Consider the following 22,290-nt stretch of genomic DNA (forward strand, 5'->3'; position numbering starts at 1 on the left):
TCCAGACAATAAACATGCCAAGCTCTATTCGCATAAATTATAGGAGACCAGAAAAGCTACTTAAATTCCGGCAATTATATAAAATGATTCTTTTCAAGAAAGAAAGGAGGATTACCATGTTTTTTGGACCAAATCGATCAATGCCACCAATGCAGCAACCGATGCGGCCTTCCCCATTCCGCATGGGTCCAGGTCCCTCTTCATTTATGCAACAGCCACATAATAATATGTTCAATATGTTTAATATGCCCAATCCACCTATGTCCAATATGCCCAATCCAATGTTTAGAAACCCCTCTTCATTTATGGGAGGAGCTGGGGGAGGAGCCGGGCGAGGAATGGGCTTATTAGGCGGAAATAGCCGTGGCGGTGGCGGTGGCCTGCTTGCGAAACTCTTTGGAAGAACTGGAGCTAGAAGCATAGGGAATATGGGCGGACTCGGTCAACTGGCCAATACAGGTGCCGGTGGAGGACTCGGCCAACTCGCGAACGCAGGAACCCTTCAGCAACTAATTAATCCAAACAACCTGACAGGAATGCTTGGAAATGTTCAAAAAGCGTTAAAAATGGCAGAAGGTGTCATGCCGATGGTTCAGCAATATGGACCTCTTGTAAGAAATATGCCAGCCATGTATAAGCTTTACAATGAACTGAAAAATGTCGATGATGACGATGAAACTGATAACGAGTCAACCGAGGAAGCAAAAACGGAAGAGGTTGAAAGTGACAGTGCAGCGGAAAGCAACAAAAAAAAGAAAGTAAAGAAGGGAAAACCAAAGCCTAAAGCTACTGAGTCAGAGGTAAAACCAGCAGGAGGTTCCGCTCCTAAGCTTTATATCTGAAGTTCCTAATATCTTCTTTTGTACTAACCTTCTTATTTATACTATAATAGACGTAAGTAGTGAGAGAGTGTTTATCACTCTCTTATTTGATGTAAGGAGGGCTATCCCTATATGGAACTAATAAAAATCGCCCCTCGTGGCTACTGCTATGGTGTAGTGGATGCTATGGTGATTGCAAGAAATGCAGCATTAGACAAAACTTTACCACGACCAATCTACATCTTAGGTATGATTGTTCATAATAAACATGTTACAGACGCGTTTGAAGAAGAAGGAATCATCACATTGGACGGTGCGAACCGCCTTGAAATTCTTGATCAAATTAACGAAGGTACCGTTATTTTCACTGCTCACGGTGTTTCACCGGAAGTGAAGGTTCGTGCAAAGGAAAAAGGTCTAACCACCATTGACGCGACATGCCCAGATGTTACCCGTACGCATGACCTGATCCGTATGAAAGAAGCACAAGGTTATGAAGTTATTTACATCGGGAAAAAAGGACATCCAGAGCCAGAGGGTGCAGTAGGCGTTGCTCCTTCTATCGTGCATCTAGTGGAGACGCTTGAAGACGTGGAAGCATTGTCAATAGACAGTGAGAAAATTATTGTTACCAACCAAACTACCATGAGTCAGTGGGATGTAGCCGACATCATGGTTAAGGTCCAAGAAAAATACCCGCATGTCGAGCAACACAAAGAAATTTGCCTCGCTACTCAAGTTAGACAAGAAGCCGTGGCAGAACAAGCAGGACAAGCCGATGTAACGATCGTTGTTGGTGACCCAAAGAGTAATAACTCCAACAGATTGGCTCAAGTTTCCCAAGAAATTGCAGGCACTCCTGCCTATCGCATTTCCGATATCAGCGAGTTAAATGTAGAGTGGTTAATGAACGCAAGCACGGTTGCCGTTACAGCAGGCGCTTCAACACCGACTCCGATCACAAAAGAAGTTATTCAATTTGTGGAGCAGTTTGATCCGTTCAATAAAGATACGTGGAAGACGACGAAGAATGTACCTTTGCAAAAGATTTTGCCGAAAGTGAAGAAGGCGAAAACTTCGTAAGGTTGTTTGCACCCTCTTTTTGGAGGGTGTTTTTTTTGGTGGCGCGTCGTTGGATTGAGGTTAGTGAGGAGATGAGGTGAGTTTAGGATTAATTGGGTTCTATGTTACCTTTGCGGCTTTTTTCGAGGAGCTTCGGGCATATAGAACCGCTCTATTTTACCTTTCTTCCTGTTTTCGAGGGGCTTCGGGCGTTTAGAACCGCTCTATTTTACCTTTCTTCCTGTTTTCGAGGGGCTTCGGGCGTATAGAACCTGTCTATATTACCGTTACTGTTTTTACAGAGGAGCTTTGGCCGTTAAGGGATTTTCTCTCCTACCGCTTTTCCTGTCTCCGAAGCTTTTCGGGCAGAGAGACTCCTTCTCTCCTACCGTTTTTCCTTTCTCCGTAGCTTTTCGGGTGGAGAGACATCTTCTCTCCTACCGATTTCCCTTTCCACGTAGCTTTTCAGACGGTGAGACACCTTCTCTCCTACCGTTTTTGCTTTTCCCAAAGCTTTTCAGGCGGAGAGACACCCTCTCTCCTACCGTTTTTGCTTTTCCCAAAGCTTTTCAGGCGGAGAGACACCTTCTCTCCTACCGTTTTCCCTTTCCACGTAGCTTTTCGGGCGGAGAGACATCCTCTCTCCTACCGTTTCACCTTTTCCCGAGATTTTCGGAGCGGAGAGACACCCTCCTCCGAAAAAAAAGAAACGACCCACAAAGGATCGCTTCTCCAAACAAACATCACATAAATGTAAACGGATCTGTATTCGTCTCAGAAACAATAACTTCAAGCTCCCAATTCTTCTCCTGAACTGCCTTCTCTAACCGCTGCGCCACACCTTTTTTCATAATCTTCTCAGCATAGTGCCCAGGGTCTACAACGTTCAAGCCGATTGCCATGGCATCATGTGCGGTATGGAAATAAAGATCCCCCGTCACATACACATCCGCTCCTGCGAACTTTGCAGCATGGATATATTTATTTCCGTCTCCGCCTAATACCGCTACTTTTTTAATCTCACTGTTTAAATCACCGACCACACGGACATTTTCCACTTCAAGTCCTTTTTTCACATGAGAAGCAAAATCAGCAAGCGACATTCCTGACTTTAACTTTCCAACGCGCCCCAAACCAAGGGAGTTCATACCGTTTTCAAGCTTGTAAATATCATAAGCTACTTCTTCATATGGGTGCGCTTTAAACAAGGCCTTCAAGACACGTTTTTCCATAGAGATTGCGTATACAGTTTCCACCTTCACCTCTTCTACTTTTTCAAGCTGACCTTTTTTCCCGATAAAAGGGTCTGTCCCATCTAAAGGAAGAAAACGCCCTTCACCCTCGGTTGTAAAGGAACAATGACTATAGTTTCCTATATGCCCTGCTCCAGCTTCACCAAGAGCATCTAAAAGCGTTTCTGCGTGAGAAACTGGAACAAATACGCTCAATTTTCGAAGTTCCTCTTGATAAGTCGGTACCAATACATCTATATCTTCAAGCTCTAGAGCTTCTGCAAGCAGGTCATTCACGCCTCCTTGTGCCACATCAAGATTCGTATGCGCCACATACACGCTGATATCATGCTTAATGCATTTAGTGACGATTTTGCCGGCAGCTGAATTATCTGTAACAGTCGGCAGCGCGCGGAAGATAGGCGGATGATGAGCAATAATTAAGTCAACATTCTGATCTATTGCCTCGTCAACTACCTCTTCAAGAACATCTAGCGTCACCATTACTTTATGGATCGGTTTATTCAATGTACCAATCTGAAGACCAATTTTATCCCCTTCGACTGCATATTTTTTAGGGGAAAACTGTTCGAACCACTCGATAACCTGCAAGCCGTTAACTGTTTTCAAATCCCAGTTCCTCCTCTACCAGTCTGATTTTTTCTGTTAGTTCTTTTCTTTTTTGTTCATTCGCCTCTGTTTGACCGGCTGCATCGAGCTGCGCCACTATTTTTTTCCAATGCGCAAGCTCATGTGTCCACTTTTGTACAAATACATCATTCCGTTCCTTTGCAAGAAACGGGCCAACAAGCAGATACGTCTCTTTTTTCACCGAGTATGGTTTTTCACTTTCTCCACGTTCTGCCACAAGAATCTCATAGATCCTACCATCATCAAGCAGAATTTGTTCTGTAACAAGTTCCCATCCATTTTCAAGAAGCCATACCCTGATCTTTTTGGCACCTATATTCGGTTGAAGGATAAGCGTTTGAACTCCTGCCAGTTTATCCTTTCCTTTTTCAAGAATGGATTGGATTAAAGTCCCTCCCATTCCGGCAATAGTGATGCAAGTAACCTCATTGGGAGAGATCACTTCCAACCCATCCCCTTTTCTCACTTCAATCACCTTATCCAATACGGTTTTACGGACCTGCTGGATGGCAGATTGAAAGGGACCTTCTACCACTTCTCCGGCAATACCTCTTTTAATCATTCCCTGCAAATAGGCGTAACAAGGTAGGTAAGCATGATCTGAACCGATGTCTGCCAACACACTGCCTTTTGGTATAAAAGAAGCTACTGCTTCTAAACGTTTTGAAAGTTTTAATTCATTCATGTCTGTTTCCTCTTTACTTATGTATTTGAATTCCTATATAACAAGTATAAAAAAAAATCCTTCACAAATGCAAAGGATCTTTTATATGTGTAACATTTTTCTAAAAAAACAAATCTTAATGTTCGCCTTCTTTACTTTCTTCACTTTTAGCGCCGTTAGCCAGCCACTCAGCAAGAACTTCAGCTTCCTTAGGTGTAGCCAAGCCAGCAGGCATAGCGCCTTGTCCATTAACAATAACGTTTTGGATTTCTTCTTGGGATAGACGTTCACCAACATCTGTCAATGCAGGTGCAGCACCTGCCCCTTCCAAGTTACCGCCGTGACAGCCGATACAAGAGTTTTGTTGGTAAAGCTCTTCTGCAGACAATTCTACAGTTTCGTCTTCACCGGATGCAATTTTTTCAGCCTGATCAAGTCCAACGAAAGATAATAGGAACATTAGTCCAAGACCTAATACCGCGATAAATGCAAAAGGAATAAGCGGATTACGATTCATGCTATTCAAACCTCCTTATGTACATGTACGTGTGTCTTATCTTATACAAGCACTCTCTATTTTACTTTATATTTTACTATAGGAAAAGACTTAAATGCGAACTTCTCTCTTAAATTCACAGTTTAGACAAAAACCTTCATCATGAAAGATGAAGGTTTTTATGTTTGTTGATTATATTGTACCTCAAATTATGAAAAGTGATGTGTTTTTGGAAAAATAATTTTGAATACGTGTAACTCCGCTGTTGATTTCCGCAAATGGCTTCGCTTTCCTAGGGGCGCTGCTGGAGCCTCCTCGGCTTCGCCTGCGGGGTCTCCACCTAGCGCTATCTCCCTCAGGAGTCTTCGCCTTTTGCTCCAATCAACAGCTAGAAATCCGTTTTACTATACACCTAAAGACCTTGCAATAACCATTCTTTGGACTTCGGAGGTTCCTTCGCCGATTTCTAGAAGTTTTCCGTCGCGCATGAAACGTTCTACGTGGTATTCTTTCATGTATCCATAGCCGCCATGGAGTTGAACGGCTTGATCTGCAATTTCCATGCATACTTCAGATGCATATAGTTTGCACATAGATGCCTCTTTGGAGAATGGTCTTCCCTGATCTTTTAACCAAGCAGCTTTATAAACCATCGTTCTGGCAAGTTCAAGTTTCATAGCCATGTCAGCAAGTTTAAATTGGTTAATCTGAAAACTTGATAAGGATCTTCCAAATTGTTTTCTTTCTTGAGAGTAAGCGAGCGCTCGCTCAAAAGCTGCCTGTGCAATTCCTACAGCCATGGCACCAATTCCGATGCGGCCTCCATCAAGGGTAATTAAGAACTGTCTGAACCCTTCTCCACGCTTACCTAGAAGGTTTTCCTGCGGTACACGCACATCTTCAAGAACTAGTTCTGTTGTATTGGAAGCGTTCAGTCCCATTTTTTCATAGTTATCAATCACTTGAAATCCTTTGGCATCTGTTGGAACGATGACAGCAGAGATTTCCTTTTCATCGCCTTTTTTATCGGTGATAGCCGTTAATGCCAGATGCTTGGCATAGGAAGCATTGGTAATGAAACACTTGTTACCATTGATGATGAAATCCTCACCATCTTCAACTGCAGTTGTTTTGGTACCGCCTGCATCAGAACCCGCATTAGGTTCGGTCAAGCCGAAAGCGCCGAGTGATTCACCTGTACAAATAGGCACAAGATAATTACGCTTCTGTTCTTCTGTACCAAAAAGGTTAAGCGGTGCCCCACCTAATGATACGTGAGCGGAGTATGTGATACCAGTCGATCCACAAGCTCTGCTCAACTCTTCCACCACAATGGCAAAGCTGACCGTATCAGCGCCTGCTCCTTCATATTCTTCCGGGAAAGGAAGTCCCATCATGCCTAATTGTGATAACTGTTGAAACACTTCAACAGGGAATTTTTTATCCCGATCTCGTTGGAGAGCCCCCGGTGCAACTACTTCATCAGAAAACTCTCTAATTGTTTTCTTAATCATCGTTTGTTCTGACGTTAAATCAAAGTTCAAAATCTTTCCCCCCTTGTTGTTTGGAAAACATTAGCATGAGCTAGTATTTCTCTTCCATCCTACAACGCTTTGAATACGCTTTCATTTTTATTATAATAGATATGAGGGAATTTTCACAACTTTTTAAAATGCCTAAATTATCAAGAAGTTACATTGATATAATATTTATAACAAATAAAACCAACGTTATTATCGCAGAGATATTTAAATAGTACCATTTTTTTATGTACCCGATAATAAACCACAAAACTGTCTGAAAAGTGATGACAGTAAAGGTTAAAGGCAACTGAACTGACAGTACTTCAAGGGATTTGATGGAAAAAACAAGTATAAGCAAAGCAGTTACAAAGACCGGTATATGTATGAAAGATTCTTCTTTTCGAAAAATAAAATATCCGATTATGGAAAGAAGAACAAAAAAAGTTACCAGGAGCATTTGCAAATGAACTGGCATTTCAGTAAAATAAATGACAAGAAATGTTATAGGAACAAGTAAAGATATCAGACATGCAAATAAGAGAGAAAATACCTTTCTTCTTTTTTTAGCGGTTTGTTTTATTCCTTCCCCTTCTGTATAGAGGGCCATCAAATAATCACAATATTGATCTGGCAGGAGTCGGTTTCTTTTCCAATACTCGATTTCTTGAACAATGGTTTCTTTTCGCTGTTTATTCACTTTGTTAACACTCCAATTACAGGTGTAAATATTAATAACTGAATATTATAAAAGTATCGAATTGCAAAAAAAGAGAAATAGCTTACTCTTTTTTAGAAAAAGCAAACTATTTCCATATGCCTAATTCTATTCTAGAAAATCTTTCAGACGTTTGCTGCGGCTAGGGTGTCTTAGCTTACGAAGTGCTTTAGCTTCGATTTGTCGGATACGCTCTCTTGTTACTCCAAAGACTTTTCCTACTTCTTCAAGAGTACGAGTGCGTCCGTCGTCCAAGCCAAATCGTAGTCTTAAAACATTTTCTTCACGGTCTGTGAGTGTATCCAGAACATCTTCCAGTTGTTCTTTCAACAATTCATATGCCGCATGATCGGAAGGCGAAGTTGCGTCTTGGTCTTCAATAAAGTCTCCAAGATGAGAGTCGTCCTCTTCACCGATTGGTGTTTCCAGTGAAACGGGCTCTTGTGCAATCTTAAGGATTTCACGCACTTTGTCTGGTGTAAGATCCATGTCTTCTGCAATTTCTTCCGGAGATGGTTCACGTCCAAGATCTTGCAACAATTGGCGTTGAACACGGATAAGCTTGTTGATGGTTTCTACCATATGCACAGGGATACGAATCGTTCTCGCTTGGTCAGCAATTGCACGGGTTATCGCTTGGCGAATCCACCAAGTTGCATATGTAGAAAACTTGAACCCTTTACGATAATCAAATTTTTCTACCGCTTTGATCAGACCCATATTTCCTTCTTGGATCAAATCAAGGAACAGCATTCCGCGGCCTACATAACGCTTGGCAATACTTACAACCAGACGAAGGTTGGCTTCTGCAAGTCGACGTTTCGCCTCTTCGTCACCTTCTTCGATTCGGTTTGCAAAACTGATCTCTTCCTCAGCGGAAAGTAGGTCCACACGTCCGATTTCCTTAAGGTACATTCTAACCGGGTCATTGATCTTCACACCAGGCGGTACAGTAAGATCATTCAAGTCGAATTCTTCTTCCTTAGCAAGTTGCTGCGTGTTCGGATCATCATCAGATTCTGCTTCACCGATGATTTCCACACCCTGCTCACCAAGGTATTCGTAGTATTCATCCATCTGATCGGACTCTATTTCAAAGCCAGCCATTTTCTCGGCTATCTCCTCATATGTTAGGACACCACGCTTTTTACCTACTTCGGTTAGTTGTTCTTTTACTTGTTCGATGGTCAATTCTGTTTCCATCTCTTTTGATTGTGCTGATTTTTCAGCCATCAACTGTCCCCTCCTTCCAACATTGAACGCGATAAAGAGGTATATTTATTGTTTTAACTCTTTTTTCATTTGGATTATTTCCATCGCGATTTGTGCAGCACCTAAATAATCATTTTGTGCTTCTGCTTGTTTCTTATCTTGCTCTTTTTCTTTTATTGTTAACAATTTTGGATAATTAAACACCTGTTTCATATAATCATGTAACACTGCATCACTTAATTCTTCCTCAAGTGTAAGCATACCCAGCTCGGAAATGATTTTCTTGAGCGATTGCTCAGGGATACGTTCCATGAATATACTGATATTCGGCTCATAGCCTTCTTCGTAGAAAGCATATAGATAGGTGGCGATCGCCCGATGCTCTTCGATGATAAAGGAGCCTTCAATTGAAGCTTGCACCTTTTCGGATACTGTCCTATCTTTAAGCATATGTGCCAGCAAATAGCGTTCTGCATTTAAATAAGCCGGTTTTAACGCTTGCGTGAAGATTTTGGGCTTGTTAGGTATATTTATTCTATTCTGCTCGTTATAATCCTTTTTTTGCATTAAAGATTTATACACTTGAAACTGCTGCTGCTTTAAGGCGTCCAAGGAGATGGAAAATTCATCTGCTAACTGACGAATATAATGATCCCGCTCAACCGCTTTGGACAGTAAGCTAATCTCTTTCAGAACGTCTTCCACATACCGCATCCGTTCGCCTTCATCTTTCATGTTCCTGCCCTTACGTAAGTACCTGAGCTTAAATGCCATGAACGTTAAACTTGCCCCTATTACATCCTGCTTAAATGAGTCTGATCCTTTACTACGGATATAGTCATCAGGGTCCATTTTATCTGGCATCATGGCAATTCTTACATAACATCCTTGTTGAATGAGGATGTTCGCTGCCCTGTACGCCGCCTCTATCCCCGCATTATCTCCGTCATAACAGATGGTGACATTTTCAACATGTCTCCTGATAATGCGGGCTTGATCTTCTGTTAAAGAAGTTCCCATTGTTGCAATTCCATTAGGTAATCCCGCTCCATCCGCAGCGATGACGTCGGCAAATCCTTCAAAAAGGATAACCTGTTCCTGCTTTCTTATATGAGGCCGGGCCTGATGGAAATTGTATAGGATCTTACTTTTATTAAAAAGTGGGGTCTCTGGTGAATTCAAGTACTTCGGTTCACCTTCTCCAAGTACTCTTCCAGAAAAGGCAATAACATTTCCTTTATGGTCATGAATCGGAAACATGATTCGATTTCTGAAACGGTCAAAATATTCAGCTGTATGCTCCTTCTCAATTAAAAGACCTGCCTTCTCCAGCAGCTGCTGGTTGTAGCCCCTTTTCGTAAGGAACTTCAAAGCAAAGTCCCAACTGTTAAGTGCATAGCCAACCCCGAATTTCTTTAATGTTTCGTCGGTGAATCCTCTTCCGGTCACATAATCGTATGCTTCCTGGCCTTCTTTTGTATTTAACAGTAAATGATGGTAAAATTTATGCAATAGCAAATGGGCATCCATCATCCATTTCGTTTCTTTCGATTGGCCAGTTTGTTCTGTGGCAGTATATTCTGGTACTTCCACTTCTACATTGGAGGACTTGGCAAGTTTTTGAGCAGCTTCCACAAAACTGATGCCATCGATCTCCATGATGAAATTGAAAGCATTCCCACCGGCACCACAACCGAAGCAGTGATAGATTTGCTTGTCTGGGGAAACAGAGAAAGATGGAGTACTTTCACCATGAAAAGGGCAAAGTCCGAAATAGTTGCGGCCTTGCTTTTTCAACTGTACATATTCACTTATTACATCAACAATGTCGGTAGACTGTCTAATTTGATCAATTGTTTGTTCAGGAATTCGATAATTCATAACAACACTCCGTGACTTACTATTTCTATCTCTACTCGATAATTCCTGCAATTTTCGACAAAGTTTTTTTAAGTGATTGAACAAATCTTTCTCTGTCATTCACTGAAAAAGCTTTCGGGCCCTTGGAATAGTTCCCTTTTCTCCGTTCTTTCGCAGATAGAAATCTCATATGCAAGCTCAGTTCCATTTCACTCTCTTCATACTGTTTTCCACGAGGAGTGAGAACATAAACGTTTTTAGACACAAGCATACTTGCTAGACCAATATCTTGAGTGACTACTACATCATCCTTCTTTGCATGATTCAAAATATAAAGATCTGCAGATTCTTTTTCATCATCCACATAGACCCAATTTCCTTCAGTTTTATTGGTCATGACATGGGAGTAAGAAGCTACGTAGCACACATCAACTTTATATGTATGACTTATTCTACTTATTTCTTCTTTAACGGGACACGCATCTGCATCCACCAAAATAATAGGTTTGCGATTATTTTGCATGTTAAATGGTTTCTACATCCCTTCCCAAAAACCTTCTTTTTTCGATATGTTTTTTTGTAGTTGTCGAACGAAACTGTTATATTGCCCTTGACTTATAGCTATTTTTAGTTTATTCGATAATCCATCACTCTAAACCCTATCGAGGAATTTTTTATCACAATTTTTTATTATAATATAAACTTTTCAAATTGACTACTGTTTCACATCGAATAATGAGTAATCTAAAATCATAAAAAAAACTGGGCAAAAAACCGCCCGGTCCTATAGTCGATTGTTTAATCGTCGCTGTTGATTTCCGCAAATGGCTTCGCTTTCCTAGGGGCTGACGTGAGCCTCCTTCGGCAAGCCTGCGGGGACTCCACCTAGCGCTAACTCCCTCAGGACAAGGAAGGCTTCGACAGCGAAACATCGCACGAAGAAAACGCGTAGCATTTTCGAGGAGTCTTCGCCTTTTGCTCCAATCAACAGCTATAAAATACAAGTACGTAAAATTAATGCTTTCTCGGTTAACCTGGTTAAATGCCTTTCATAAACCCTAGGTGAATGAAATAACTTTGTTGATTGAAGTGGAAGGCGCGTAGACGCCCGCGGGAGGAAGGGACAGGTGAGACCCCACAGGCTGAAAGCCGAGGAGGCTCACGGACCCCCGCAGGCAAGCGAAGCGCCTGTAACGGAAATCAACGGGATTTATGCTTTTTTCCCTTAGAAAAAGAGCACTCCTAAAAGCGCTCTTTACTTTAAACGGTTATTATAGATGTTAGAGATAAGATTAGCCGTTTCTTCTACGGCCTTATTCGTAACATCTATCACGTCACAACCTATTTTATTTACGACTGTTTCAAAAAATGCCAACTCTTCTTTTATTCTTTCAAGATTAGCATAGGCTGCTTTATCATTGAGCCCCAATGCTTTTAATCTTTCTTTTCGAATATCATTCAGCTTTTCAGGCGAGATCTTCAGACCGAAGCATTTTTCAGGATTAACTTTAAAAAGCTCTTCTGGTGGATCTACCTCCGGAACGATTGGTACATTCGCCACCTTTAGACGTTTATGCGCAAGGTATTGGGATAATGGCGTTTTAGACGTTCTAGAAACCCCCACTAACACGATATCTGCTTTAATGATTCCCCTTGGATCTCTTCCATCATCATATTTCACAGCAAACTCTACTGCTTCAATTTTTTTGAAATAATCATCATCCAACTGTCTAACAAGTCCAGGTTGGTATTTCGGCTTAACGCCGTATTCCTGCTCCATTAAGTCCACAAGAGGGCCAATGATGTCATAGACTTGGACGCCTTCCTTCATGGCCAACTCCACAAGATGCTTTCTCATTTCAGGGACAACAAGTGTAAAAGCGATGAGACCCTGATTAAGTTTTGCAATTGAGACTACTTCTGAAAGTGTGGCAATGTCTTCTACGTAAGGAATTCTTTTGAGATGGAAGTTCGCTCCATTAAATTGGCTGATCGCCGCTTTTACTGCCAACTCTGCAGTTTCTCCGACTGAATCAGATACGATATATACGGTACGTTTCTCCATGATTCTCCTCCAATCTAGATAATTTCATCGTGTGCCAAGGCAACCAGCACTTTTGTAATGTTCGTTTTTGTAATTCTACCGACTACTTCATAGCCTTTATCCGTTTGCTTAACGACTGGAAGAGCATCTATTTGTTTTTCAATCAGTTTTTTTGCTACATCAATAATCAAGTCTTCTTTAAAGCAGTACGTTACATTAGGCATTCTAGTCATGATTATATTAACCGGTATGGAAGTCAGCTCCTGTTTTCCGATGCTGGCCCTTAAAAGGTCCTTTCTTGATAGCACTCCAACAATAATGGAGAAGTTGTCCACTACAAAAAGGGTTCCCACGTCTTCTAAGAACATGGTGCAGATTGCATCATAAACAGAAACACTTTCATGGACAACAACCGGTATGGACTGGTGGTCATTCACCTGAATCTTATTTATCTTATCGGATAATAATTGCGATCCTGTTTTTCCAGTGTAGAAATAGCCAACACGGGGACGGGCATCTAAATATCCGGCCATGGTCAAAATAGCTAAATCGGGACGAAGGGTTGCCCGAGTCAAGTTTAGTTGATCGGCTATCGCTTCACCGGTAATCGGTCCTTGTTCTTTGACTATTTGCAAAATAGTTTCTTGCCGCTTATTCAGTTCGATTTTTGTTCACCACCTATTGGGTTATAAGGTGCACTTCGCTGAACGGGTGCCCTACGCTTTTCCATTTGTGACATACTGTATATGTAAATATTATATACTAATTATACTGATAAACAGAAGAATTGGAAAGAGGCTGACTAAATATTATGAGGATTGCATTAGTCAGCCTCTTTCTTGTGTTTAACTATTTTAACATAGGGTTATAGGTTTGTCTTTTTTAATCACTTAACGATGATTCCATTAACATTTCCGAAAATGGAGATAACCTTAGCCATATCATCCATAAGGGCTAGGCGATTTGCCTTTATTGCTTCATCATCTGTCATGACCATGATGTTATCGAAGAAGTCATCGATGGAAGGTTTTAAGGAAGCAAGTTCTTCATAAGCTGCTGAGAAGTTTTGTTCTTCCGCTGCACGGACCACAAGATCTTTTTTGTTGTTAAATTGTTTATAAAGCTCTTGTTCTTGCTCTTGGCTAAGCAAGTTCTCTTGAACTTCTGCAGATGCAGTTGCCTTTTTCGCAATGTTGCATACACGACTCAGTGATTCCATCGTTTCTTTAAAGTCTGCTTCATTTTTCTTCGATTCAAGCGTTTCTGCTTTCTTCACAGTGGAACAAACATTTTCAAGCGGGAGCTCTAACAAAGCCTCTACAATATCGTAACGAACGCCACGCTCAGAAAGGTTGTTCTTCAGTCGTAGTTTAAAGAACACTAAAAGGTCTTCCATGATCGCATTTGCATCTTTCTTAGCGATTCCTTTTTCTACATAACGCTCCACTACTGAGTGCATGAACGTTTCCAATGAGAAGGTCCACTCTTTGTTCAAGATTGTCTGAATGATTCCAGATGCCTGACGTCTTAATGCATAAGGATCTTGTGAACCTGTTGGGATGACACCAATAGCAAAGAAACCGACAATGGTATCCATTTTTTCTGCGATACTTAGGATTGCACCAACATCAGAGGAAGCAGTTTGGTCTTCTGCAGAGCGAGGCATATAGTGCTCATTGATCGCTTTTGCAACGACCGGGCTTTCCCCTTTTGCCAACGCATACTTCTCTCCCATGATTCCTTGCAGTTCCGGAAATTCATAAACCATGTGAGATACCAAATCAAACTTGTAAATGGAAGCTGCACGTTCTACATGCTTTTGCGTTTCATTGTTCACATTTACAATTTCCGCTAAATCTGTAGCAATGGTCTGTACACGTCGCACTTTATCGCCTGTTGTTCCGATTTCTTCATGGAATACGATCTTATCGAGCTTTTTAATTGCTTCATCAATAACAAGCTTTTCATCTTCTTTGGAGAAAAATGCAGCATCAGATAGCCTTGCACGCAATACTTTTTCGTTTCCTCTTGCAACATTGTCTAGATTCTCATGATTTCCGTTTCGCACAGTTACAAAATAAGGCAATAGAGTTCCCTCTTCACTCTTAACAGGGAAATAACGTTGATGCTCCTTCATGGATGTAATCAGCACTTCTTCCGGCAAGGTTAGATATTCAGATTCGAACGTTCCAAACAATGCTGTTGGATACTCTACTAGATTATTTACTTCTTCTAAAAGATCTTCATCCACAGGAATTGTCCAACCATTCTCTTCTCCAATAATGGATAATTGTTTCCTGATCGCTTCTTTTCGTTCTTCAGCATTAACGATTACATAGTGTGATAAAAGCTCTTCCACATAGCTACTGGCATCTTTTAATTCGACTTGACCTCCAAGGAAACGGTGTCCACTAGATACCCGGTCAGATTTTACCTTTGCAATCTCTACTGGTATAACTTCCTCACCGAATAGAGCAATTAACCATTTGATTGGTCGTACATATCTTAAATCTTCATCAGCCCAGCGCATGTTTTTTGGGAAGTGCAAGCTTGTAGCAACAGAAGCAATGCCACTTAGAATTTCTTTCGTTTCTTTTCCTTCTACATGCTTATTTACATGCACATATTCCACACCGTTGATTTCTTTAAAATAGATATCTTCGACAGTTAGTCCTTGACCTCTTGTAAAGCCTTGAGCAGCTTTTGACCATTCACCGTCAGCTGAAAGGGCAACCTTTTTCGCAGGTCCTTTTGCTTCTAAAGTAACATCTTCTTGTCGTTCTACAAGGCCTTCAATTAATACGGCTAGCCTTCTTGGAGTAGAGTAAGCGTGAATGTTATCATAGGTCAACTGATTTGTTTCTAGCCAAGATTTTACTTTATCCTGAAGCTGATTCATAGAATCTGTTACAAAGCGAGCCGGCATCTCTTCTAAACCGATCTCAAATAAAAAGTCTCTCTTACTCATTGGTGCTCTCCTCCTTTTTCAAAATTGGGAAACCTAGCTTTTCTCTTTCCTCATAGAAAGTTCTTGCTACTTTACGGGCTAGATTTCTTACACGGCCGATATAGCCAGTACGCTCGGTTACGGAAATAGCGCCGCGTGCGTCCAATTGGTTGAATGTATGGGAGCATTTTAATACATAATCGTATGCCGGGTGAACAAGACCATGGTCCATCTGGCGGTGCGCTTCTTTTTCATAGATATCAAACAATGAGAACAACATATCTGGATCAGATGTTTCGAATGTATATTTAGAATGTTCATATTCCGGTTGAAGGAAAATATCTCGAACGGTGAAACCTTCTGTCCACTCTAAATCAAATACATTTTCTTTGTCTTGGATATATGATGCCAATCGCTCAATACCATAAGTGATTTCTACAGAAACCGGTTTACATTCTATTCCTCCGACTTGTTGGAAGTAAGTAAATTGCGTGATTTCCATACCGTCTAGCCATACTTCCCAACCAAGTCCTGCTGCTCCAAGAGTTGGAGCTTCCCAGTTGTCTTCTACAAAGCGAATGTCATGTTTAAGCGGATCGATTCCAAGTTTTTTAAGTGATTCCAAGTATAGTTCCTGAATGTTGTCTGGCGATGGTTTCATGATTACTTGGAATTGGTGATGTTGGTATAGACGGTTTGGGTTTTCGCCATAACGGCCGTCTACCGGTCTTCTGGATGGTTCGACGTATGCTACGTTCCATGGCTCAGGGCCGATGCTTCTTAAGAATGTATATGGGCTCATTGTGCCGGCACCTTTTTCTACGTCGTAGGCTTGCATGAGGATACAGCCTTGTTCTGACCAGTGGTTTTGCAGGGTCAGAATCATGTTTTGGATGTTCATTTTGACACCTTCCTTTTTGTGTTTTGCTGGTGACTCCTTTCGATTTCCGTTCCAGGTGTTCGCTTTCTGCGGGACGGTGCTTGAGCCTCCTCACAACGCTTCAGGGGTCTCAATCTACCGTTACTGTTACTGCCCCGCTGGAGTCTCACACCTTGCACTCCAATCTAGAGGGAAACTTATTCATCGTTATGCCACCACTAATATAGATTTTCTTTTGTTGGCTTAAGGACAAAAAGGGAGAACCTCTTGTCTCTATGCCAACAGTTGTTGTCAGCATAGGGACGAGAGGTTCTCCCGCGGTTCCACCCTATTTGTAAAAAGGGATAGCCTTTTTACCACTTTATCCGTATTGCTCCAGAACGCCTTCCTTATCTCTTGATTCCCTAGCTCACACCATCCTAGGTTCGCTTTAATCGAGTTTGATAAGTACTACTTTCCTTCAACGCAATCATTATAGATGTAATTGGATAATAAATGATTTCTATCACAAAGTCAATCTGGTTTTCCTTTTTTTTCGGGAAGATTTGCTTGTAGAGAACCTAATTGTTTCAGAAAGCGTTTGGATTTTAACATTATCCCAGAATAAGCTTCATAATATTCGTCGATAATGAAACGCAGTTCTTTTCTTGTTTCTTCTTTTAGCGACAGGTTTCCGATTCTATTGAGGTCATAATAATAAAATGTACGTAAAAGCCTAAGCGTAGCAGGGGAGACTTTTATTAAATATGGGTCTTTATGAAAGCATCTGTTGCAAAGGAATCCGCCCTCTTTTATGGAAAAGGAAAAGGTACCTTCCGTCGCACCGCAAGAAGCACAACGATTTAGTTCAGGTGTAATACCGATAACATCACACATTTTCATTTCAAAAATAAATGTCAATATCTCCGCATCAAAGCCATCGTTGATATAATGCAACACTTGATAAAGCAGGTCGTATAGCGCCGCATTTCGTTTGCCCTCATCCGTAGTTCTGTCCAATAATTCCACGATGAAAGATGCGTAGGCTGTCAGGAAGATATCTTCTCTGATAGACCTCATGGAATCCATGATCTCTCCTTGTTGGAGGCTTCCTAGTCCGGTTCCCCTTTGGAAGACGAAGGTAGCATGGGAAAACAGCTGAGAGACAGCGGTAAACCGGCTGCTTGGCTTGTTGGCACCCCTCGCCATCACCCCTACTTTTCCTAGTTCCTTTGAATAGATGGTAACAATCTTATTATTTTCACCATAGGCATTTGTTCTGATGACAATACCTTCACATTTATGTAGCAATTCGTACACCGTCCATTTTTCTGGCTTTTATTAATTGTACGGTTTACAAAATAAAAAGGCAATCTACAACACTTGCGTGTGTAAACTGCCTTAATTGTTGGTCATCTGTCATTATGAAATTGGTAAGTCACTATTCGCTAGCTCTTCTGTCTGTTCGGGTAAATCGCCATTTTCTTTCTCAAGTTCTTTAAAGAGAAGATAGGTATCAATATTACCTGTTTCTTTAAAGACCTTCCAGGTAAAATCCAACATTGTAAACTCCACCCTTTCTGTAGTAAAGACCAGCATGCCTATTCCAATTCCTATATGACTATGATGACCGTAGAAGGGTCAAAACATGTTAGATAAATTTTGTAAATTCAATGCTACGAATTAACTATATTCCGCTCGTCTTCCCAATTAGTATTCGTCTTCATTAAAACCAAAATCTCTAAGTTGCGACTGCTTGTTACGCCAATCCTTTTGGACTTTCACCCACAATTCCAAAAACACTTTGGATCCGAGTAGTGCTTCAATGTCCACTCTGGCTTTTTGTCCCACTTCTTTTAAGACTTTTCCTTGTTTTCCAATGACAATCCCTTTTTGTGAATCGCGTTCCACTACAACGGTAGCCTGGATATCGACCATATCCTTGTTTTCGCGCTTCTTCATGGAATCAATGGCTACAGCTATGGAGTGAGGAACTTCCTCTCTTGTTAAATGAAGCACTTTCTCCCTGATCAGCTCTGCAACAATAAAACGTTCCGGATGGTCAGTCACCTGATCAGCTGGATAATACTGGGGACCTTCTGGAAGGAATTTCTTAATTTGATCGAGTAAAACTTCTACATTGTTACCTTGTAAAGCAGAAATCGGAACTATTTCTTTGAAAGGATACAACGCTTTGTAAGTTTCCATCAATGGCAATAGGTCATCTGGATGGACTTCATCAATTTTATTTATTACCAAATATACTGGTGTTGACGTTTCCTTCAGCTTTTCGATAATAAATTCATCGCCTTTTCCTAAACCTTCTTTTGCATTGATCATAAATAGAACTAGGTCGACTTCTTTTAACGTATTTTGCGCCACCTTCATCATAAAATCGCCAAGCTTATGCTTTGGTTTATGGATGCCTGGTGTGTCGATGAAAACAATTTGTGCATCATCTTGCGTATATACACCTTGAATTTTATTTCGAGTTGTTTGTGGTTTGTCACTCATTATCGCAATTTTTTGGCCGATTACTCTGTTCAAGAATGTTGATTTTCCAACGTTCGGCCTGCCAATGATGGAAACAAACCCTGATTTATAGTTTGTAGAAGTGTTATGCATCTAAATCCTCCGGTGAAAAGGCTCCAGGCAGTAGTTCTGCTACTGTCAGTTCCTGAATATCACCGTGAAGGTTTGTCAGGATCACTTTCGTTTCAGGTGCACATAGCTCCGATATTACTTGGCGGCAAGCTCCACAAGGTGGGACAGGTCGTTTCGTATCGGCCACAACCGCAATTGCATCAAATTGATTGATGCCTTCTGAATACGCTTTAAAAAGTGCGGTTCTTTCTGCGCAGTTAGTCATACTATATGCAGCATTTTCAATGTTGCATCCGCGATAGACCTTGCCGTCTTTACCTAATAATGCCGCGCCTACTTTAAACTTGGAGTAGGGTACATAAGCCATTTCTCTTGCTGCTTTTGCTTCTTGGATTAAAGCTTCGATGTTCACAGTTACTCTTCCTTTCTTCTGTAAGCTTCAGGTGCGCGTTACTTATATTTTACCTTAATTCGCTTCTTAAATCACCCTTAAATTTTAAAAAATTTTAAATTTTCAATTTATTTATAAATAAGCCACAATATAAGGGCCAAATAAGATTACACCAATTATAACAGAGATACAAGCAAAAACTAAGGCCGCAGATGCAGCCACATCCTTTGCCGTTTTTGCTAGCGGGTGGAACTCCTCCGTCACCAAATCCACCACATTTTCAATCGCAGTATTAATAATTTCAATGACAAACATCCCGCCAATAACGAGAAAAAGAATGAGCCACTCTACTTTTGAAATTTGAAAGAATAAGGACAAGCATATCATCACGACAGCTATGAAAACATGGAATTTAATATTTCTTTCCGTTCGGAGAACAAACATTAGTCCCTCAAAAGCATATGAAAAACTAGAAGTAAATGAACCCCGATATCCCTTACGATTACGATCGTGTGAGTCCATAGGCATCTAAGATTTCTTTCTGTTTATCAAACATTATTTTTTCATCGGTTTCGTTTTCATGGTCATAACCCAGTAGGTGCAAAAGACCGTGCAGTGCAAGAAATCCAAGCTCCCGTTTTACAGAATGACCGTATTCTACTGCTTGTTCTTCCGCTTTTGGAATGGAGATAATGATGTCTCCGAGCATACGAGGGGCATCTTCGTCATAATTGATTTCGATTTCTCCTTCTCCCATCTCCTCCATTGCGAAAGAAATGACATCTGTAGGACGGTCCTTGTCGCGATATTCACGGTTGATTTCCTGAATTCTATCATTATCCACAAAGGTAACGGATAGTTCAGCACCTGCTTGGATAGTCTCTTTTTTAGCAGCAAATAATAATAAATCCTTAATATCGTTCCACTGCTCATCTGTCAGTCTTGACGTTTCATCTAACATATCAATTTCTATCATGCTTCTTCTTCCTCTCCTTTCGGATACTCTATTCTTGAGTGGAAAATTCCTTGTAACGTTTCACAGAAGGACTTGCCAATTTCCTCAAGTTCTTTAAAAGTTAAATCACAATCGCTATACTGACCATCTTGAAGGCGGTCTTTAATGATAGCTTTTACAATTGTTTCAATTTTATCGGGAGTAGGGTTGTTCAATGACCTAACTGCTGCTTCGATACTGTCTGCAGTCCCTACTATCGCTGCTTCCTTAGAAGTCGCTTTCGGTCCTGGGTAGCGATATTCTTCTTCTTTCAGATTTTCATTTTGTTCTTTTGCTTTATGATAGAAGAACTTCAATAAGGTTGTCCCATGATGCTGTGCTGCAATGTCCACAATCTCTTTAGGCATATTATGATCCCTGAGGATTTGAGCTCCGTCTGTTGCATGTGCAATAATAATATTTTTACTCGTCTGAGGCGGAAGTTTATCATGAGGATTCGCTCGGCCCATTTGATTTTCAATAAAATAATGCGGCCTTTTTGTTTTGCCTATATCATGATAATAAGAAGCAACCCTTGCAAGCAATCCATTCGCACCAACGGCCTCACAGGCAGACTCTGATAAATTGGCCACCATCACACTATGGTGATACGTCCCAGGTGTTTCCATTAAAATTTTTCTCAACAATGGATGATTCGGATTGGACAGCTCAAGCAACTTCATCGTTGACAGCATACCAAAGCCCACCTCAAAGAATGGAAGGATTCCAATCGTTAGAACGGCCGATACAACACCAGACCCGACCGCCATCGTTCCATTGATACCAAGGTCCAATAATTCATTCATGCCAGTGAGGTCCCTGTTGGTCAATAGAACCAACGCTATGACCGTCACTACGTTAATGAATGAAACAAATAGGCCGGTTTGAAGAATGGTAAGTCGTCTGTTATGCTGATTCAAAAATAATACCGATGCAACTGCTGAAATAATTAAGTATGATCCGACAGTATAGTTCATAGTTCCCGGAACCATATTAAAAATAAAACTTCCACAAATCCCAAATATAATGCTCGAAAAGATGGCAATACGATCGTTAATCAGCATTTTTATTAACATGGCACCCATTGCAACTGGGGCAATATAACCGATTTCCGTCGTATTCAAGGTTTGGAAGAAACTAAAGATTTTTAATAAGATTAACGTAATGGAAAAAATTAATAAATACATGGTCAAATACGTATTTTTGCTGTGAATCGTTGTATCGATATTTTTAAATAAGTAAATTAAAGCAAAAATCATTAATCCAATAATAATTAATAAACCCGCATACGGCGCGAGATTGTCAGACTGATTGACAAAGCCGGCAACAGTAAGAAGTCTATAGGTTTCCCGGTCAATAAATTGGTCCGCTTTTACAAGTGTATCTCCCTGTGATATCCGTACAGGTTCAACAGCATCGATTGCCTGTTGCCTCTTTTCCTGCGTTTGAGCGGAATCATAAATAACATTTGGGATAACAGAAATGCTCGAAATATTTATGATAACACTTGGGACATTTCCGGATTGTGAAAGCTCGGTTCTTGCAAGGTTCTTTGCTTCACTCGCATCTTCAACTGTATGTATATCCCTAGACATCGCGTTGTTAATTGCCGTTACTGAGGCATTTTTATACCTAGTGAGGTCTGCTTCCTTTGAACCAAGTAAGAAGAGTAGATTTTCATCATTCAATTCATTTTTCCAACGGTCTGGAACTTGTCCTTCAAGTGCTTCTTCTAGGAGGTTTAACTTCTCTGCATCTGTCAGCATAATAGGCTCAGGCTCTACTTGAGGTTGGGCTGAGTCCCCTTCTTCCTCAGCGGGAGGAGAAGTTTCCGGAAGTTTTTCGAGTTCCGCTATTTTATTTTTTGTTTCAATCAGCACTTCAAAAAAGTTTTCAACTCTTGCAATTTGCTGATATGCTTTATCCTTGTCCCTGATAAATTGATCGGGAACTTTATCTGCCGCTTCTTTTCTGAGTAGTTCCGTGGCTTCTCTATCTTCAAAACTATGAGGTGCCACAATTGTTTTTTCCGCATTGCTGAATAGTTGTACATTTATCTTCTCAGGCTTAACATTACTGAACATAATGCCAAACATGATAAGTCCCAACAGCACATAGATAATGACATGGTAAAACTTAAAGGCCTTCAAGTGTTGAAAAGAAATTTTCCTGGATTTCGATTTCTTTTTCACAGTAAATTGACTCCCTCCGTAAA

At 40.8% G+C, this 22,290-nt stretch carries 21 protein-coding genes and 1 other annotated feature; of the genes, 2 read left to right on the plus strand and 19 right to left on the minus strand.

What is annotated here, in order from left to right:
• The first annotated feature begins 116 nt into the window (after positions 1–116).
• Together LC091_RS02365 and LC091_RS02370 are read left to right on the plus strand one after the other, a co-directional pair.
• Positions 117–842 carry a YqfQ family protein gene (locus tag LC091_RS02365; protein WP_226680115.1) on the plus strand — a complete coding sequence of 242 codons (726 nt, stop codon included), beginning with the start codon at positions 117–119 and terminating at the stop codon, positions 840–842.
• 111 nt (positions 843–953) lie between these two features.
• Positions 954–1,904 carry a 4-hydroxy-3-methylbut-2-enyl diphosphate reductase gene (locus tag LC091_RS02370; protein WP_226680116.1) on the plus strand — a complete coding sequence of 317 codons (951 nt, stop codon included), beginning with the start codon at positions 954–956 and terminating at the stop codon, positions 1,902–1,904.
• 722 nt (positions 1,905–2,626) lie between these two features.
• Here LC091_RS02370 and LC091_RS02375 read toward each other — a convergent pair.
• The 19 genes from LC091_RS02375 to LC091_RS02465 all read right to left on the minus strand — a co-directional run bounded on the left by LC091_RS02375 (position 2,627) and on the right by LC091_RS02465 (position 22,267).
• A complete protein-coding gene (locus LC091_RS02375; protein WP_226680117.1) occupies positions 2,627–3,745 on the minus strand; it encodes a Nif3-like dinuclear metal center hexameric protein in 1,119 nt (372 codons plus the stop codon).
• On the minus strand, positions 3,732–4,451 hold the full coding sequence (locus tag LC091_RS02380; RefSeq protein WP_226680118.1) for a tRNA (adenine(22)-N(1))-methyltransferase: 720 nt from the start codon (positions 4,449–4,451) through the stop codon (positions 3,732–3,734). Before LC091_RS02380 ends, LC091_RS02375 begins: the two co-directional genes overlap by 14 nt.
• Positions 4,452–4,566: 115 nt before the next feature.
• Positions 4,567–4,947: a cytochrome c550 gene (cccA, locus tag LC091_RS02385; RefSeq protein ID WP_226680119.1), complete on the minus strand. Its 381-nt coding sequence runs from the start codon at positions 4,945–4,947 to the stop codon at positions 4,567–4,569.
• Between the two features lie 383 nt (positions 4,948–5,330).
• Positions 5,331–6,470, minus strand: a complete 1,140-nt coding sequence (locus LC091_RS02390; protein WP_226680120.1) for an acyl-CoA dehydrogenase family protein — start codon at positions 6,468–6,470, stop codon at positions 5,331–5,333.
• A 148-nt stretch (positions 6,471–6,618) separates the two neighbouring features.
• Positions 6,619–7,146 carry a hypothetical protein gene (locus LC091_RS02395; RefSeq protein WP_226680121.1) on the minus strand — a complete coding sequence of 176 codons (528 nt, stop codon included), beginning with the start codon at positions 7,144–7,146 and terminating at the stop codon, positions 6,619–6,621.
• 126 nt (positions 7,147–7,272) lie between these two features.
• Complete coding sequence (rpoD, locus tag LC091_RS02400) at positions 7,273–8,397, minus strand: RNA polymerase sigma factor RpoD (RefSeq protein WP_226680122.1); 1,125 nt, start codon at positions 8,395–8,397, stop codon at positions 7,273–7,275.
• Between the two features lie 45 nt (positions 8,398–8,442).
• A complete protein-coding gene (dnaG, locus tag LC091_RS02405) occupies positions 8,443–10,257 on the minus strand; it encodes a DNA primase (RefSeq protein ID WP_226680123.1) in 1,815 nt (604 codons plus the stop codon).
• 31 nt (positions 10,258–10,288) lie between these two features.
• The gene (locus LC091_RS02410) at positions 10,289–10,759 is read right to left on the minus strand and encodes a YaiI/YqxD family protein (RefSeq protein WP_226680124.1); all 471 of its coding nucleotides are present in this window, start codon (positions 10,757–10,759) and stop codon (positions 10,289–10,291) included.
• 732 nt (positions 10,760–11,491) lie between these two features.
• Positions 11,492–12,301 carry a pyruvate, water dikinase regulatory protein gene (locus LC091_RS02415; protein WP_226680125.1) on the minus strand — a complete coding sequence of 270 codons (810 nt, stop codon included), beginning with the start codon at positions 12,299–12,301 and terminating at the stop codon, positions 11,492–11,494.
• A 14-nt stretch (positions 12,302–12,315) separates the two neighbouring features.
• Positions 12,316–12,945 carry a helix-turn-helix transcriptional regulator gene (locus tag LC091_RS02420; protein ID WP_223493666.1) on the minus strand — a complete coding sequence of 210 codons (630 nt, stop codon included), beginning with the start codon at positions 12,943–12,945 and terminating at the stop codon, positions 12,316–12,318.
• A gap of 221 nt (positions 12,946–13,166) precedes the next feature.
• Positions 13,167–15,248 (minus strand): glycine--tRNA ligase subunit beta, encoded by a 2,082-nt coding sequence (glyS, locus tag LC091_RS02425; protein WP_226680126.1) that lies wholly within the window; start codon positions 15,246–15,248, stop codon positions 13,167–13,169.
• Positions 15,241–16,128, minus strand: a complete 888-nt coding sequence (gene glyQ, locus LC091_RS02430; protein WP_148987640.1) for a glycine--tRNA ligase subunit alpha — start codon at positions 16,126–16,128, stop codon at positions 15,241–15,243. Before glyQ ends, glyS begins: the two co-directional genes overlap by 8 nt.
• Before the next feature lie 274 nt (positions 16,129–16,402).
• Positions 16,403–16,580: a binding site (T-box leader), on the minus strand.
• Positions 16,581–16,620: 40 nt separating this feature from the next.
• A complete protein-coding gene (recO, locus tag LC091_RS02435; protein WP_226680482.1) occupies positions 16,621–17,397 on the minus strand; it encodes a DNA repair protein RecO in 777 nt (258 codons plus the stop codon).
• A 111-nt stretch (positions 17,398–17,508) separates the two neighbouring features.
• Positions 17,509–17,649, minus strand: coding sequence for a YqzL family protein (locus LC091_RS02440; protein WP_010196251.1), 141 nt, complete (start codon positions 17,647–17,649; stop codon positions 17,509–17,511).
• A gap of 147 nt (positions 17,650–17,796) precedes the next feature.
• Positions 17,797–18,711, minus strand: a complete 915-nt coding sequence (gene era, locus LC091_RS02445) for a GTPase Era (protein ID WP_226680127.1) — start codon at positions 18,709–18,711, stop codon at positions 17,797–17,799.
• Positions 18,704–19,102 carry a cytidine deaminase gene (locus LC091_RS02450; RefSeq protein ID WP_226680128.1) on the minus strand — a complete coding sequence of 133 codons (399 nt, stop codon included), beginning with the start codon at positions 19,100–19,102 and terminating at the stop codon, positions 18,704–18,706. Before LC091_RS02450 ends, era begins: the two co-directional genes overlap by 8 nt.
• Before the next feature lie 111 nt (positions 19,103–19,213).
• A complete protein-coding gene (locus LC091_RS02455; RefSeq protein ID WP_226680129.1) occupies positions 19,214–19,609 on the minus strand; it encodes a diacylglycerol kinase family protein in 396 nt (131 codons plus the stop codon).
• On the minus strand, positions 19,584–20,057 hold the full coding sequence (gene ybeY, locus LC091_RS02460; RefSeq protein WP_226680130.1) for an rRNA maturation RNase YbeY: 474 nt from the start codon (positions 20,055–20,057) through the stop codon (positions 19,584–19,586). The genes LC091_RS02455 and ybeY overlap by 26 nt, the downstream gene beginning before the upstream one ends.
• Positions 20,054–22,267 (minus strand): HD family phosphohydrolase, encoded by a 2,214-nt coding sequence (locus LC091_RS02465; RefSeq protein ID WP_226680131.1) that lies wholly within the window; start codon positions 22,265–22,267, stop codon positions 20,054–20,056. The genes ybeY and LC091_RS02465 overlap by 4 nt, the downstream gene beginning before the upstream one ends.
• Between the last annotated feature and the right edge of the window lie 23 nt (positions 22,268–22,290).

Origin of the sequence: Sutcliffiella horikoshii (genome assembly GCF_020524325.1) — a bacterium.
Classification (GTDB): Bacteria; Bacillota; Bacilli; order Bacillales; family Bacillaceae_I; genus Sutcliffiella_A; species Sutcliffiella_A horikoshii_D.

Excerpts from the sequence above, each read along its gene's own strand:
- LC091_RS02365 (WP_226680115.1), top strand. The coding sequence starts at position 117 with ATGTTTTTTGGACCAAATCGATCAATGCCACCAATGCAGCAACCGATG.
- LC091_RS02370 (WP_226680116.1), top strand. The coding sequence starts at position 954 with ATGGAACTAATAAAAATCGCCCCTCGTGGCTACTGCTATGGTGTAGTG.
- LC091_RS02380 (WP_226680118.1), bottom strand. The coding sequence starts at position 4,451 with ATGAATGAATTAAAACTTTCAAAACGTTTAGAAGCAGTAGCTTCTTTT.
- cccA (WP_226680119.1), bottom strand. The coding sequence starts at position 4,947 with ATGAATCGTAATCCGCTTATTCCTTTTGCATTTATCGCGGTATTAGGT.
- rpoD (WP_226680122.1), bottom strand. The coding sequence starts at position 8,397 with ATGGCTGAAAAATCAGCACAATCAAAAGAGATGGAAACAGAATTGACC.
- dnaG (WP_226680123.1), bottom strand. The coding sequence starts at position 10,257 with ATGAATTATCGAATTCCTGAACAAACAATTGATCAAATTAGACAGTCT.
- LC091_RS02410 (WP_226680124.1), bottom strand. The coding sequence starts at position 10,759 with ATGCAAAATAATCGCAAACCTATTATTTTGGTGGATGCAGATGCGTGT.
- LC091_RS02415 (WP_226680125.1), bottom strand. The coding sequence starts at position 12,301 with ATGGAGAAACGTACCGTATATATCGTATCTGATTCAGTCGGAGAAACT.
- glyS (WP_226680126.1), bottom strand. The coding sequence starts at position 15,248 with ATGAGTAAGAGAGACTTTTTATTTGAGATCGGTTTAGAAGAGATGCCG.
- glyQ (WP_148987640.1), bottom strand. The coding sequence starts at position 16,128 with ATGAACATCCAAAACATGATTCTGACCCTGCAAAACCACTGGTCAGAA.
- LC091_RS02440 (WP_010196251.1), bottom strand. The coding sequence starts at position 17,649 with ATGTTGGATTTTACCTGGAAGGTCTTTAAAGAAACAGGTAATATTGAT.
- era (WP_226680127.1), bottom strand. The coding sequence starts at position 18,711 with ATGCATAACACTTCTACAAACTATAAATCAGGGTTTGTTTCCATCATT.
- LC091_RS02455 (WP_226680129.1), bottom strand. The coding sequence starts at position 19,609 with ATGCCTATGGACTCACACGATCGTAATCGTAAGGGATATCGGGGTTCA.
- ybeY (WP_226680130.1), bottom strand. The coding sequence starts at position 20,057 with ATGATAGAAATTGATATGTTAGATGAAACGTCAAGACTGACAGATGAG.